Below are 14702 nucleotides of genomic sequence, written 5' to 3'. Positions count from 1 at the left end.
AAATAAATCTGTTATATAAATTTAATTTAAAATTTTGCAAAATATGATCTAATTATTTTATGAAGTAGGCGAATTAAAAACCTTGTCTAAATTTTCTTGATATTCATCTTCGGTCATCTCTACTCCATAAGCTTTTGAACGCATCAAAACACGAATTTGTTCCTTTAGAAGAATGTCTTGAGTACTTTCAATATTTCCAAAATGTTGAGGAGAATAAAATCGATCAATTTCAGTCTGCTTTAAATTTTTATAATTTAGATTATTTGCAATCTCAGACAATAAATCCAATAGAAAAGCATTTGATTTTCCAGAGTGGGGAGATTTAGGATGCAAACTATTAAAATAATCTAACCAAGCATTTCGTACTTTTTTATCATCTTGAAAAATAATATCAATTAGATTTAAAGAATCTGCCCATTCTCTAGTTGGCGTAGCCTTTCTGTTAGCCATTAATGAGAGAAACAATTTCAGCTTAGCATCTTGCTTAGATTTTCTATCTTGAAATTTAATACCAATGAACCATAAAATAAATGGAATTAATGTTATAGATATAAGTTCTCCATAATCTTTTAAAAAATCTGCTACCATAATGATATAATAATAAATATTAATGTAATATTTCAAATGTATTAAAAACGCTATCAAATAAACTACGTACAAATACCTATTCTTTATCTTATTTAGTAAATATTTCGCTCATGAACATAAACGCAAAAAACAAAACCTCGATCTTTAAAAAAATCGAGGTTTTTCCATTTTATAAACTTTACTCCTCACACAAATAAGGATTCAAAATCTCCGCCAGTTCGTTGAGCCAATAAAAGCTGTTTTCCAGACTGGTTCTTTCTTTTTCAAGAATTTCGTGTTCTCTGATGACTCCTAAAGCCAATATGTGATTGGCTTGTCTTATGGCCTTTGCCATTTCGGTAGGATCGATGGTGTGATTAAAAAAATCAATAAGCCTTGTTTCGGCTTCTTTGGAAAGGGTGTTTGTACTCATAATGTCGTAAAATTAGGAATATAAAACCCTTGCATCTTAGTGTTCCTAATACTTACGACAGTATTTGCGGTCGTTTCCGATACCGCACACATAATACAAGGGCAATTTTTTTTCAGTTTCAAAGTCGTAATATTAGGAATTTCAAATATAAGAAAAACCATTTAAAAGAAAGATTTTTCCTTCAATAAATTACATTCTTTTATCAAATATAAGAAATCTATATTTCGGTAAGCATTTATCGCATTTTTGTCATTTGTCAGATCCTGAAAAAAATTACATCTATTTCTTATGAAGTCCCAACGGGACGAAATATTTATAAAAAAACAATTCACCCCATTTCAAAAGAGCCCCAACGGGGCGAAATCTTATTTAGCATATACCCGATAGCGCGGATTTGCAATCCGTGCCCGCAAAATAATAAACACAATATACCTATAAAAAAACCTCGATCTTAAAAAAATCGAGGTTTTTCCATTTTATAAACTTACTCTACACCCGATAGCGCGGATTTGCAATCCGTGCCCGCAAAGTAATAAACACAATATACCTATAAAAAAAACCTCGATTCATTTAAAAATCGAGGTTTTTCCATTTTATAAACTCTACTCCTCACACAAATAAGGGTTCAAAATCTCCGCCAATTCATTGAGCCAATAAAAGCTGTTTTCCAGACTGGTTCTTTCTTTTTCGAGAATTTCGTGTTCTCTGATGACTCCTAAAGCAAGTATGTGATTGGCTTGTCTTATGGCTTTTGCCATTTCGGTAGGATCGATGGTGTGATTAAAAAAATCAATAAGCCTTGTTTCGGCTTCTTTGGAAAGGGTGTTTGTTTTCATAATTTGAAGAATTTAAGAAAAACCCTCATGCCTTAGTAGTCTTACGCTTCTTCACGGCGTCAAAGCTCTTTCTAAACTTTACTACATAGCACAAGGGCAAATTTTATTTTATCTTAATTGTGAAGATTTAAGAACTTCAAATATAGAGAAAACCATTTAAAAAAGAAAGATTTTTCTTTCAATAAATTACATTTATTTATCAAATATAAGAAATCTATATTTCAGCGAGCATTTATCGCATTTTTGTCATTTGTCACGTCCTGAAAAAAATTACATCTATTTCTTATGAAGTCCCAACGGGACGAAATATTTATAAAAAAACAATTCACCCCGTTTCAAAAGAGCCCCAGCGGGGCGAAATCTTATTTAGCATATGTCGCTCCGCTGGAGCTTTTGGTACGGCACGTTTTATGAATCTAGAAATATTTCATTCCTCCGGAATTTTTTCCCAATGTTGTCATTTCGGAAACCTGAAACCTGAAACCTGAAACCTGAAACCTGAAACTTGAAACATTAAAATAAACACCTAAAACACTACCATTCTGCTACTTAAAAAATCATTTCTTTAAAATTTCTCGAAAATAATTCACTAGAAAATTGCGAAACCGAATAGTTGCACGTATATTTGCAACCAATTGGTTTCTTAATTAAAACCGGAATATTATGAGACGCGACATTTTTCAGGCCATAGCCGACCCGACAAGAAGGTCAATTCTAACGCTGATCGCTGTACAGGCAATGACACCAAATGCCATCGCAGAGAACTTCAATGCCTCCCGACAATCGGTTTCGAAACACCTTCGCATACTGGTAGAATGCGATTTGCTTAAACAGGAACAGCAAGGCCGAGAAATTTACTATTCGCTTGAAATTGAAAAAATGAAAGAGATTGATCAATGGTTAGTCCAATTCAGGGAAATCTGGGAAACCAAATTCAATCAGCTTGATGAACTATTAGTAACGCTTAAAAAACAGAACAAATGAAAAACGATTTGCAATTTGATTTTACCGTAGACAAAGCCACCAAAACGGTAATCATAAACCGAGAATTTAATGCCGAACTTCCACTGGTTTGGGATGCTTTTACCAAACCGGAACTTCTGGATCAATGGGTAGCTCCAAAACCGTGGTCGTCTAAAACGAAACACATGACTTTTGGAGTTGGCGGACGCAGATTCTACGCCATGGTAAGTCCCGAAGGATTCGAACGCTGGGCGGTTCAGGAATACACTTCGATTACGCCAAAGACCAATTTTAAGATGTTCAATACTTTTGCAGACCAAAATGAAAATCGCGAACTGCCGGGTTCCAATTGGGATCATAGCTTTAGCGAGCAAAACGGCATTACCAAGGTGAGCATCACAATTTTCAATGAATCTTTGGAACGTCTGGAAAAAATGATTGAAATGGGCTTCGAACAAGGGTTTAAAATGAGTATCGACAACCTGGATCAATTGCTGAAAACTTTATCTTCAAAATAAAAAAATCTCGCAAAGACGCAGAGACGCAAAGTTCTTTTTATACAGATTTTGCAGATTTACCTGCCCTAATGCTGGAGAATCTTTTTCAATCCTTTAATCTGTGGCATTAAATGAAAACTTTTTGTCTCTGCGCCTTTGCGAGATTAAATCTAAACTTCAAACCAAAATCTTAGCGAATCTTTATGTAACCTACCAGTCAACTTCATGAAATAAATCTTACTTTTGATCAAACACTATCCTCAATATGGTTTCGATAAAAACATTTGATCAGGCGACAGATTTAGAACAACCCAGACGCGTTTTAAAATATGTACTTGTGTATTGCACTTCGGGTTCGACTGTTATTTCTGTAGATGAAAATGAATTTACCTTAACCCAAAATGCTGTTATCACCATTACTTCCGGTCAGATTCACTATTTTAAAAACATCGGGAATGCAACAGGATTTGTTTTAGAATTTACCTATAATTTTTTCTGCAAAGATGACACTGATATGGAATTGATTTTCCATAACGGACTGTTTTGTCACTTTGCCATGAATGAAATGATTGTAGTAGACAATAGCCCGTTTGTTATTCAGGAATTAGAAACGATAGGCAAAGAATTACTACAAATGCCTTATCAATACCTCACCTCTATTCACAGCCGAATTGAATTGATATTGATCGAAATCAACCGAACCAAAATTAATCGAGGGGATGAAATCTACAAACCCGATGCACTGTTTCTTCATTTTCTGGAAGCGATTTTACAAAACTTCGACAAAAACCTTTCTGTAAACGAAATCGCTGTTCTGATCGGTACAACAGAATCGAAACTAAACGAACTTTCGAAACTGCACACCAATAAAACGGCTCAAAATGTTATTTTCGGATTGATCATTTCCGAAGCCAAACGCCTTTTTACCTATGAGAAACTATCGGTAAAAGAAGTCGCTTATACTTTAGGATTTAATGATCCTTTTTACTTCTCTAATTTCTTCAAAAAACACACCAACACTTCCCCAAAATCTTTTAAAGAAAAAGCGACTAACTTCTAACAGGAAGTTGATTTTAAACACATAGAAACATAGATATTATGTGCTGTAAAAAGATTTTGCAAAAAAGAAACTCGTTTCTCAACTCATAGACAGCCGTGTTTGCTTAAATAAAATACGTTTATTTAAGATTCTAATTCTATACTTCCTCCATATTAAAAAAACTCCGAAAAAGTTTAATTACATACTTTTTCGAGGATTCTCTATTCTTTAGCAACACTGCCTTCCGCATCTTTGTATTATAATAATAAAGCAATCAAAAAGATGAAAAAAAATCAGAAATATGCCGTTTTGCTTTTGCGGGTTGCCTTAGCAGCAGGCTTTTCATCCGCCGTTTCAAGTCGGTTAGGATTGTGGGGCACACAATCTTCGGGTTGGAAAAACTTTCTGGTTTATACGGAACAAGTAAATTCTTTTCTTCCTAAAAACTGGATTCCAACTATTGCTATTGTATCGACTATTTTGGAAACATTATTCGCTCTACTCCTGCTCATTGGCTATCAAACTAAATTTTCGGCTGTTGGCGCTGCCATTTTAACTTTTGGCTTCGCACTTGCCATGACTTATTCTTTTGGAATAAAAGAGCCTTTAGATTATTCTGTTTTTACCTTTTCTATGGCAGCTTTTCTTTTGTCAACTGTAGAAAAATACCACTGGAGTTTAGATGAAATCCTTTCGAAAAATAAAACAAACTAAAAAATTACTATAATGGAAAAACAAATCACAAGAAGCAGCGAAAAAGACTGGAAAGTTCTAATGGAAGAAGGTGTAAAAACGGATGGCATCTTTGCCAAATCCTTATACTTTGATCCCGCTACAAACAGACCCACTGTTTTTTTACTAAAATTTGAAGCGGGTGCTTCGTATCCTAATCATGTTCATCCTGCGGGAGAAGAAATTTATGTTCTTGAAGGCGAAGTCCGTTCCGGAAAAGACGAACTAAAAACGGGTGATTATCTGTACATGCCACCGGGAAGCAGTCATTCTGTGTTTTCAAAAAATGGCTGTGTACTGCTGTTTAAAGTCCCTGAGGAAGTTGTAATACTTAAATAAACACATCTCACATTTCACATTTTCACATTTTACCTAAAAAAACTACTTGCAGGATCAGATTTTTAATTCGGTCCTGCAAATTTCTTTTAGCCAATAACAAAAGTCAAAAAAGATAAATAAATCTTAAAATTTACTTTAGCCTTTTGAATATATGTAGCTAACTACGTAAATTTGAACTAAAATTATTTTTTATGGTATTAGAGCAATCAAAGTCATTGGTATTGGGGAATCTTTTGCAGCGTTTGAATGAGAACCTGAGGAAAGAAGCGCAGTTATTCTACAAAAGTCAGAACATCGATTTTGAACCTAAATGGTTTCCGGTGGTGTATGTGCTTTCGCAGAAAAAAGCCATTAGTGTTGTCGAGCTTTCTCAGGAAATTGGCTACTCCCATCCTACTACTATTTCGTTACTGAAAGAGCTGGAGAAAAAAGAACTGATTGGTTCTGCAAAAGACGCCAAAGACGAACGAAAACGCCTGATTACCCTTACAGACAAAGCCAACGAGATGATCGATCAATTACAGCCTTTATGGCAAATCATGACCGAAGCGTTGATTGAACTCACTGATACCGAAAATAATTTATTCAAAGCCATACACGAAGTAAATCAGAATCTGAAAACAAAAAATCTTTTTGACCGAATGACCACAATTAAAGAAATGAAGAGCGACACTGCTCAAAAAGCAACAGAAAATACCATAAAAGTCGAGAAGATTGACGATAACAAATTAGTAGAAATTGCCTTTGCTATTCGCCGACAAGTATTTGTAGAGGAACAAAATGTTTCCCAGGAACGTGAATCTATGGATGATGAAGAGGCGATTCATTATCTTGCTACTGTTAACGGTTTACCGGCCGGAGCAGCACGATACCGAAAAATGGAAAAAGGTTTCAAAATCGAAAGAATTGCCGTTTTGAATACTTATCGCGGGAAACGAATTGGAGAAACAATCCTGCAAAAAATCTTAGCTGATTTAAAAGATGAGGAAAAGATCTATTTGTACGCACAAGTCAATGCAAGTCGGTTTTACATCAAAAACGGATTCAAACAAACCGATAATTTTTTCCTGGATGCCGGAATTGAACACGTCGAAATGGATTATGTGAAAAAATGAGATGTAAAAATGTGAGATGACAACGAGTCCTTATTAATAGTTTTACAACTCCGTTTTTCTATTCTAAAAAATCACTACAGCTGCCGCGCTCGTGAATAAAAAAAAATGGCAAATTTTAAATCATACTCACGAGCGAAATGCAGGTTTAAAAAGTAATCTTTCTTTTCCTTTTCCAAAAACGAATAATACAGGACTTACCCATAAGAGACAAGTATTTGGAATCTGTAGCTCTGAAAGAGCCTTAGCAGTAACATGGCACGAAGTGCCATGAATAATGATGAGGCCTCTTTAAGCCCTGTAAGGGCGAAAGCATAACCCAAAAAGCACCTATCTTATTTTATGACATTTCCGAAACTTAGCAACTTTTAATCAAGATCTTATACTTAATTTATAACTGCTTATGCCCTTTCAGGGCAATATGATTCATTATCTTAATTTATAGTGCGTTGCACTATTTTTATGCTTTTGGGCTTTCAGTCCTTTTTAAACATTTCAAATATTGATACCAAAAGAGAACACTAATTATAAAATCGGCTGTAATAAAATGATCTCTTAAATGAAGAGCTGAAATCGTTAATAAAAGGAATAACTTCTATCAACCCCACAACATTTTGTGTTGATATATATGTCCCTCGTTTAGCCCTGATTGCAGCGGTATCCTTTTTCTGGTCTCGTTTCTTTAACGAGAACAGAAAAAGATATAGCGAAAAGCAGGACAGTTGGTCTTAAAAACACAAAAACCTACTGCTCCTAAAAAAAAATATGTCTTAAAAAATCGAGTAAAATAAAGCCTTCGCAAGTTTTTTATAGCCGACCTATGGCACGATAAGAAAATATTATGACAAAATTATTTCATAATCAGAAAAACCGTCCTACATTTGCCTAACGGTGTTAAACAATTTAATACTCAAATAAAATGGCTAGTAAAGATCGAATTTTAAGACAAAAAGAAGAGACAAGAAATAACATTCTTGGGGCTGCTTATGATATCGTAAAAGAAGAAGGCTGGAATGGTTTGAGTATGCGTAAAATTGCCGACAGAATTGAGTATACTGCTCCTATTATTTATGAATACTTTTCGAATAAAGAGGCGATACTTGAAGAACTAACCGGTAAAGGTTTTTTGAAACTGGCCAAAGAGTTGCAAACTGCAAAAGATAAGTTTGAAAAACCCGAAGATCAGTTAGAAGCCATGTGGATGACCTACTGGGATTTCGCTTTTAGTAATACTGAAATGTACCAATTGATGTTTGGTGTTCAAATGACCTGCTGTGCACAACGATGTTCGGCTCAGGAAGCACCTTATAAATTGTTTACCTCGGTAATTGCTGAAGTTATGAAGAACAGTAATCCAAGTGAGGATATTATCAAACAAAAATATTTTACTTTCTTTTCTGTTATTCATGGTTTGATCGCCATTAATATCATTAACAAAAGTGACATTCTGGAAACCATAAACGCTCAAATCCTAAAAGATGCGATTGGTGGTATCATAAAATCAATACAATAAAAAAATTTCATTTTTACTTAACAGTGATAAATGATTTAATAGCCGATTAAAAAATACCTTTGCCTTGTTACTTAACAGTGATAAATAATTTAATAGAGTAATTTAGAAACCTTTTTTTCTCATTTTACTTAACAGTGATAAATAATTTAATAGAGTAATTTAGAAACCTTTTTTCTCATTTTACTTAACAGTGATAAATAATTTAATACCCGTTTTTAAAATAGAACTGGGAGGCTCATTACATAGAAATTCAGGCCTAAAAGCTTAACAACGTTAGATAATTTAATATAATTAAATATGAATTCCCGGAATGCCAGAATACCACATCAATTAATCTCAAAAAATGTTCAACAAATTAAAACCAATAGTAAAATGAAAAATGTTATCATAACCAGTTTTATTCTGGCACTCGTACTAAGTAGTTGTGCAGATAAATCGCAAGCCCCGGCAGCTCCTGCCGCACCACTATTACCAGTTTTAGCCATTACAAGTGAAAACACCACTACAGATGCCGAATATCCTGCTTCTATACAAGGAACTGTTGATGTTGAAATTCGCCCTCAGGTGAGTGGAAACCTGGAAAGAGTTTATGTAGACGAAGGTGCTTACGTAAATAAAGGTCAAACTTTATTCAAAATAAACGAACGTCCTTTTCGCGAACAATTAAACAACGCACTGGCCAATCTTCACGCTGCCGAAGCTGCTTTAATAAACGCTCAGTTAGAAGTAAATAAACTAACTCCATTAGTTCAAAACAAAGTAGTTTCGGATTATCAGTTAAAAACAGCCAAAGCTTCTCAAAAAATTGCTGCTGCCAATATTGAGCAGGCTAAAGCAATGGTCGGTTCAGCCAGAATCAATTTAGGATACACCAATGTTACAGCTCCTGTAAGCGGATACATTGGAAGATTGCCTAAAAAACAAGGTAGTTTAGTTTCGGCATCAGATGTTGAACCTTTAACCAACTTATCAGATGTGCATGAAGTTTTTGCCTATTTCTCTTTAGGTGAAACCGATTTCATCAACTTTAAAGCACAATATGCCGGAACTAGTCTTGGTGACAAAATCAAAAAATTGCCTCCTGTAACTTTGATTTTAGCAGACAATAATGCGTATCCACAAACCGGAAAAATTGATATGGTAGACGGTCAGTTTGATAAAACCACCGGAGCCATTACGCTAAGAGCCACTTTCCCTAATGCGGGCGGTACTTTACGTTCAGGAAACACGGGTAAAATTCGTTTAGGTCTTCACCATGACGATGCCGTTTTGGTACCACAATCGGCTACTGTAGAAATGCAGGATAAAGTTTTTGTTTTCACTGTTAACAAAGAAAACAAAGTCAACAAAATGCCGATCACCGTTATTGGCAAAAGCGGTACCAACTATTTGATCAAAGATGGTGTAAAATCAGGTGATCAGATTGTATTAAGCGGTATCGACAAACTTCAGGAAGGACAACTTATTCAGCCTGAAAAACCGGCCACAAAAGTTGCCCAAGTAATCACTAAAAAATAATTTTCACGCAAATGTTCAAAATATTTATACAAAGACCTGTACTGGCAACCGTAATCTCCATTTTGTTGGTGATTCTGGGGGTACTTGGACTTACGAAATTGCCTTTACAACAGTTTCCTGATATTGCCCCTCCATCGGTTTTGGTAACAGCAGTTTATCCGGGAGCTAATGCCGAAACGGTTTTACGTTCTGTTGCACCCTCTTTAGAAGAATCTATCAATGGGGTTGAGAATATGACCTACATGAGCTCTACGGCCAGTAACGACGGATCGTTAGCCATTACTGTTTTCTTTAAATTAGGTACCGATGCCGATCAGGCAGCCGTAAACGTACAGAACAGGGTGGCACAGGCTACCAGTCAATTGCCTGCCGAAGTTGTACAGCAAGGGGTAACCACTGCCAAACAACAAAATAGTTTTATCATGGCAATTGGTATGTACACCGATGACGAATCAAAATACGATCAGACGTTTGTGGCCAATTATGCGCAGATCAATATTATTCCGGAGATCAAACGTATTCCGGGTGTTGGATCGGCCAGTATTTTTGGAGGTGTAAAAGATTACTCCATGCGTGTTTGGTTAAATCCAACGCAAATGTCAACTTACAAAGTGACTCCAAACGAAATCATGGGCGCCATTCAGGACAAAAGTTTGGAAGCGGCTCCGGGTAAATTTGGGGAAAGAAGTACAGAGGTTTTTGAATATGTAATCAAATACAAAGGAAAACTAACCAAACCGGAAGAGTATGAAAATATTGCTATTCGCTCTAACGCAGACGGTTCGGTACTTCGCTTAAAAGATGTTGCAAGAGTAGAACTTGGTGCTTATTCCTATAACAGTTTAACGCGTTTGAACGGTAAAAAAGGAGTTGTAATTGGTATTATTCAATTGGCAGGTTCAAACTCCAATGACATTCAGATCGCGATTAATAAATTGATGGTGAAAGCCTCAAAAGATTTCCCTAAAGGGATTAAACACAACATTTTCTATAGTACCAAAGTATCGCTGGATCAATCGATAGAACAGGTAGAACATACTTTAATCGAAGCATTTATATTAGTATTCATCGTAGTATTTATATTCCTGCAAGATTTTAGATCAACATTAATCCCGGCTATTGCTGTACCTGTAGCAATTTTAGGAACGTTCTTCTTCATGCAGTTATTCGGATTTTCGATCAACCTGCTAACACTTTTCGCTTTAATTCTGGCGATTGGTATTGTGGTAGATGATGCGATTGTGGTCGTCGAAGCCGTACATGCCAAAATGGAGCACAAACATTTGTCTCCAAAAGTAGCTACACATGAAGCAATGCACGAAATAACGGGTGCTATTATCTCGATTACGCTGGTAATGGCTGCTGTATTCCTGCCGGTTGGTTTTATGGAAGGCTCTACAGGGGTTTTCTATCGTCAGTTTGCTTTTACGATGGCAATTGCAATTGTAATTTCGGCGGTAAACGCTTTAACTTTAAGTCCGGCACTTGCTGCCTTATTCTTAAAAGACAATCACGACGCTTCCGGAGATACTGTTTATGAGAAAAAAGGATTTAAAGAGAAATTCTTCAGCGCTTTCAACAAAAGTTTTGATTCCTTAACCAATCGTTACGTTGGAGGTTTGAAATTTTTAATTCGCAGAAAATGGTTGAGCTTAGGTGGTTTAGCATTAATTACAGTCGCAACAATTGTAATGGTAAAAACGACTCCGACAGGATTTATTCCAACTGAAGATCAAGGATTCATTGCGATTGCAGTAAACACACCTTCGGGAACCTCTCTTGACGGAACACAAAAAGTAATGACTCAGGCAGAGAATTTGCTAAGAAACGACGAATCATCACGATTTGTAACAGCGATTTCCGGATTCAATTTATTAACAAATTCTACTAGTCCCTCTTCTGCAGTTATTTTTGTCTTGCTTAAGCCGGATGAAGAGCGTGGAAAAATTAAAGGAATCAACGAAATAATGGCCGATGTACAAGGAAAATTAGGAACTATTAGCGGCGGAAGTTTCTTTGTATTCAGCTTCCCTACTGTTCCCGGATTTAGTAACGTTGAAGCTTTAGATTTGGTCCTTCAGGATAAAACCGGAGGCAAATTGGATAAGTTTAGTGGCGTCTCTCAAAGCTTCATCGGAGAATTGATGAAACGTCCGGAGATTGCAGTAGCCTTTACAAGTTTCAAAGCCGATTATCCGCAGTTGCAACTGGATATCAATGATGAAAAAGCCAATCAACTGGGTGTAAACGTAAAAGACATTTTACAAACGATGCAGACTTATTTTGGTAGCGCACAAGCCTCTGATTTTAACCGATTTGGTAAATATTACAGAGTGGTTGTTCAGGCCGATATTGCCGACAGAGCTGATCCATCCTCTATTGACAGAGTTTTTGTGAAAAACAAAACCGGAGAGATGGTTCCAATAAATACCTTGGTAAAACTAAGTCGTATTTATGGTTCCGAAACCGCTTCGCGATACAATTTGTTTAATTCGATTTCGATTAACGCCATTCCGAAACCTGGATTTAGTTCGGGAGATGCCATTAAAGCCATCGAAGAAGTGGCTGCACAACAATTACCTGCAGGTTATAGTTTTGAATTTTCAGGACAAACCCGTGAAGAGATTTCTTCCGGAGGGCAATCCGCGACTATATTCTTACTGTGTTTGATATTCATCTATTTCTTACTTGCTGCACAGTATGAAAGTTACATTTTGCCTTTGGCTGTAATATTTTCAATTCCTGCAGGTATTTTTGGAGTATTTGTAGCCATTGGTTTAACCGGAATTCAAAACAACATTTATGTACAGGTAGCTCTGGTAATGTTAATTGGACTGCTCGCTAAAAATGCCATTCTGATTGTGGAGTTTGCTGTTCAGAAAAGAAAATCGGGTCAGGCATTGGTGATGGCCTCAATAGATGCCGCAAAACTGCGTTTGCGACCAATTATCATGACGTCACTGGCTTTTGTTGTGGGATTAATTCCGATGATGAGTGCCAAAGGGCCATCAGCACAAGGTAACCATTCGATTAGTATTGGTGCCGCCGGAGGTATGATTTCAGGGGTAATTCTAGGATTGTTTATCATCCCGGTTTTATTCATCATCTTCCAATATTTACAAGAAAAGGTTTCCGGAAAACCGGTAGCCGTAATTCATAACGAAGAAAAATAAAAATGGAAAACTATATCACAACCGTACTCGTAGCCATTATCATTGGCATCGGATACATCTCCTATAAAATTTCAAGAGATCTTGAAAACAGAAAAGATACTTGTACAGAAATTTAAGCTCTCGGAGAAATTAAAAAATAAATTTTAACACATAGAGACATAGAATTTTATGTCACAAAAAAAGAAATTAGAAGAAACTGGTTTCTGCACATAGACAAACTATGTGCACTTAAATTAGTGAAACGCCTCTTTTAAGTTTATAAAAACTATGTTCCTATGTGTTTAAAAAATTACATCCAAAAAGTACAAAAATCTAATAAAAAAATAATGAAAAATTATATAACCAAAATCGTAATGATCGTCCTTCTGATCACTACCTTAATATCCTGTAAGGTTTCGAAGGATATTGAAACTCCAAAAGATGCATTTCCTGAAAATTTCAGGAATGCATCGGTTTCAAAAGATACGGCCAGTATCGGAGACACGGAGTGGAAAAACTTCTTTACCGAGAAAGATGTTATTCAGTTAATCGACAGTGCGGTTGCCCGAAATAACGATTTGCAAATTGCCACTAAAAACATCGAGATCGCACATTACAGATTTACACAATCCAAATGGGGAAATGTCCCTGAGGTGAATTTATCTGTAGCAGCCAGCACCAGCAATCCGTCAGATAATAGTTTTACAGGAAAGAACTTAGGTCAGGCATTGGGTCAAAATCACATTAATGATTTTACGGCCGGAGCAACACTTTCATGGGAAGCTGACATTTGGGGAAAAATAAAGAACCAGAAAAAAGGAGCTTTTGCCGGTTATCTTCAATCAGAAGAAGTTAAAAAAGCTTTACAGACTACTATTGTTGCCAATGTATCTAAAGGATATTACAATCTTTTAATGCTGGACGCCCAATTGGATATCGCCAGACAAAATCTGAAATTAAATGATAGTACCACCAACATTATCAAATTAAAATACGATGCAGGTCAGGTCACTTCATTAGCGATTCAGCAATCAGAAGCACAAAAATTAAACGCTGCACAATTGATTCCGTTATTGGAACAAAACATAGCGATTCAGGAAAATGCATTGAGTGTTTTAACAGGCTCTTTCCCAAATTCAAAACAAAGAAGTCTTCGTTTAAGTGCGTTGGAAATTAAAAGCAATAATGCGATCGGGATTCCGTCTTCGTTAGTAAGCCGCAGACCAGACGTAAAAAGTGCCGAACTGGCTCTTAAAGTAGCCAATGCCAATGTGGGAATCACAAAAGCCAATTTGTATCCGGCACTTAGAATCACCGCTCAGGGTGGCGTAAATTCCTTCGAAGCCAGCAATTGGTTTAACATTCCGGCTTCTTTGTTCGGAACTGTTGCCGGAGGATTGACACAGCCTTTACTGAACAATAAAAAAGTGAGAACCCAATACAATATCGCAGTTGCCGAAAGAGAAAAAGCCGTTTTTGGTTTCAGACAAGCTGTTTTAGTAGCCGTTAGCGAGGTATCTGATGCTTTAGTAAAAGTTGAGAAATTGCAACAACAGGAATCATTTTTGCAACAACGCGTAAAAACGTTACAACAAGCCATAAAAAATGCCAATTTGCTATTTAAAAACGGTATGGCGGAATATCTTGAAGTCCTTTCTGCACAGTCGAATTTATTACAAAGCGAACTAGAACTGGCCAACATAAAAAGAGAGCAGCTATCTGCCAATACGGAGTTGTATCGTGCTTTAGGTGGTGGCTGGAAATAATACCCGTTAATTATTTATTTTTTTGAGAGGAGAACGCTGTGAGACTTATAGTTTCATGGCGTTTTTTTATGGCACACGGATGACGTGGATCCGCTTTGCGGAAGCGCGGATTAAGGTGGATTTTTTTATCCTCATTTTTGTCATCCTTGTAAAGGTTAGATATTTCGGTAACAAAATTTAACTTTAATAAATTTTGTTGCGATGAGAAATAATAGTCAAGATTCCACTTTAGAAC

The 14702-nt window shown here is 36.2% G+C and carries 14 protein-coding genes; 10 read left to right on the top strand and 4 right to left on the bottom strand.

Translation table 11 applies throughout. The features are described from left to right. Positions 1-57: 57 nt before the first annotated feature. The 3 genes from FLA105534_RS02930 to FLA105534_RS02920 all read right to left on the bottom strand — a co-directional run bounded on the left by FLA105534_RS02930 (position 58) and on the right by FLA105534_RS02920 (position 1836). Positions 58-588 (bottom strand): DUF6680 family protein, encoded by a 531-nt coding sequence (locus FLA105534_RS02930; RefSeq protein WP_173964556.1) that lies wholly within the window; start codon positions 586-588, stop codon positions 58-60. Between the two features lie 178 nt (positions 589-766). Next, positions 767-1000 (bottom strand): hypothetical protein, encoded by a 234-nt coding sequence (locus FLA105534_RS02925; RefSeq protein ID WP_173964555.1) that lies wholly within the window; start codon positions 998-1000, stop codon positions 767-769. A gap of 602 nt (positions 1001-1602) precedes the next feature. Beyond that, complete coding sequence (locus tag FLA105534_RS02920) at positions 1603-1836, bottom strand: hypothetical protein (RefSeq protein ID WP_173964554.1); 234 nt, start codon at positions 1834-1836, stop codon at positions 1603-1605. Between the two features lie 663 nt (positions 1837-2499). Between FLA105534_RS02920 and FLA105534_RS02915 the strand changes: the two genes are divergently transcribed. The 10 genes from FLA105534_RS02915 (at position 2500) to FLA105534_RS02870 (ending at position 14467) form a co-directional block, all read left to right on the top strand. After that, a complete protein-coding gene (locus FLA105534_RS02915; RefSeq protein ID WP_070908246.1) occupies positions 2500-2820 on the top strand; it encodes an ArsR/SmtB family transcription factor in 321 nt (106 codons plus the stop codon). Beyond that, a complete protein-coding gene (locus FLA105534_RS02910; RefSeq protein ID WP_173964553.1) occupies positions 2817-3317 on the top strand; it encodes an SRPBCC family protein in 501 nt (166 codons plus the stop codon). The genes FLA105534_RS02915 and FLA105534_RS02910 overlap by 4 nt, the downstream gene beginning before the upstream one ends. 244 nt (positions 3318-3561) lie before the next feature. Then, positions 3562-4356: a helix-turn-helix domain-containing protein gene (locus FLA105534_RS02905; protein WP_173964552.1), complete on the top strand. Its 795-nt coding sequence runs from the start codon at positions 3562-3564 to the stop codon at positions 4354-4356. 261 nt (positions 4357-4617) lie between these two features. Then, positions 4618-5049: a TQO small subunit DoxD gene (locus FLA105534_RS02900; protein WP_173964551.1), complete on the top strand. Its 432-nt coding sequence runs from the start codon at positions 4618-4620 to the stop codon at positions 5047-5049. Positions 5050-5061: 12 nt separating this feature from the next. Next, positions 5062-5406: a cupin domain-containing protein gene (locus tag FLA105534_RS02895; protein WP_173964550.1), complete on the top strand. Its 345-nt coding sequence runs from the start codon at positions 5062-5064 to the stop codon at positions 5404-5406. 191 nt (positions 5407-5597) lie between these two features. Beyond that, the gene (locus tag FLA105534_RS02890) at positions 5598-6521 is read left to right on the top strand and encodes a bifunctional helix-turn-helix transcriptional regulator/GNAT family N-acetyltransferase (RefSeq protein ID WP_173964549.1); all 924 of its coding nucleotides are present in this window, start codon (positions 5598-5600) and stop codon (positions 6519-6521) included. 916 nt (positions 6522-7437) lie between these two features. Further along, on the top strand, positions 7438-8031 hold the full coding sequence (locus tag FLA105534_RS02885; RefSeq protein WP_173964548.1) for a TetR/AcrR family transcriptional regulator: 594 nt from the start codon (positions 7438-7440) through the stop codon (positions 8029-8031). A 297-nt stretch (positions 8032-8328) separates the two neighbouring features. After that, positions 8329-9549: an efflux RND transporter periplasmic adaptor subunit gene (locus FLA105534_RS02880; RefSeq protein ID WP_173964547.1), complete on the top strand. Its 1221-nt coding sequence runs from the start codon at positions 8329-8331 to the stop codon at positions 9547-9549. An 11-nt stretch (positions 9550-9560) separates the two neighbouring features. Then, the gene (locus FLA105534_RS02875) at positions 9561-12722 is read left to right on the top strand and encodes an efflux RND transporter permease subunit (protein ID WP_173964546.1); all 3162 of its coding nucleotides are present in this window, start codon (positions 9561-9563) and stop codon (positions 12720-12722) included. Positions 12723-13048: 326 nt separating this feature from the next. Beyond that, positions 13049-14467 (top strand): TolC family protein, encoded by a 1419-nt coding sequence (locus tag FLA105534_RS02870; RefSeq protein WP_173964545.1) that lies wholly within the window; start codon positions 13049-13051, stop codon positions 14465-14467. Between the two features lie 10 nt (positions 14468-14477). Here FLA105534_RS02870 and FLA105534_RS02865 read toward each other — a convergent pair. Beyond that, the coding region (locus FLA105534_RS02865; protein ID WP_217427681.1) for a hypothetical protein at positions 14478-14702 on the bottom strand (225 nt) is incomplete at its 5' end.

It is taken from the genome of Flavobacterium collinsii (assembly GCF_902804485.1).
Lineage (GTDB): Bacteria > Bacteroidota > Bacteroidia > Flavobacteriales > Flavobacteriaceae > Flavobacterium > Flavobacterium collinsii.
Note: the sequence above shows the minus strand (reverse complement) of the source record. Positions and strands in the feature narration are given on the sequence as shown.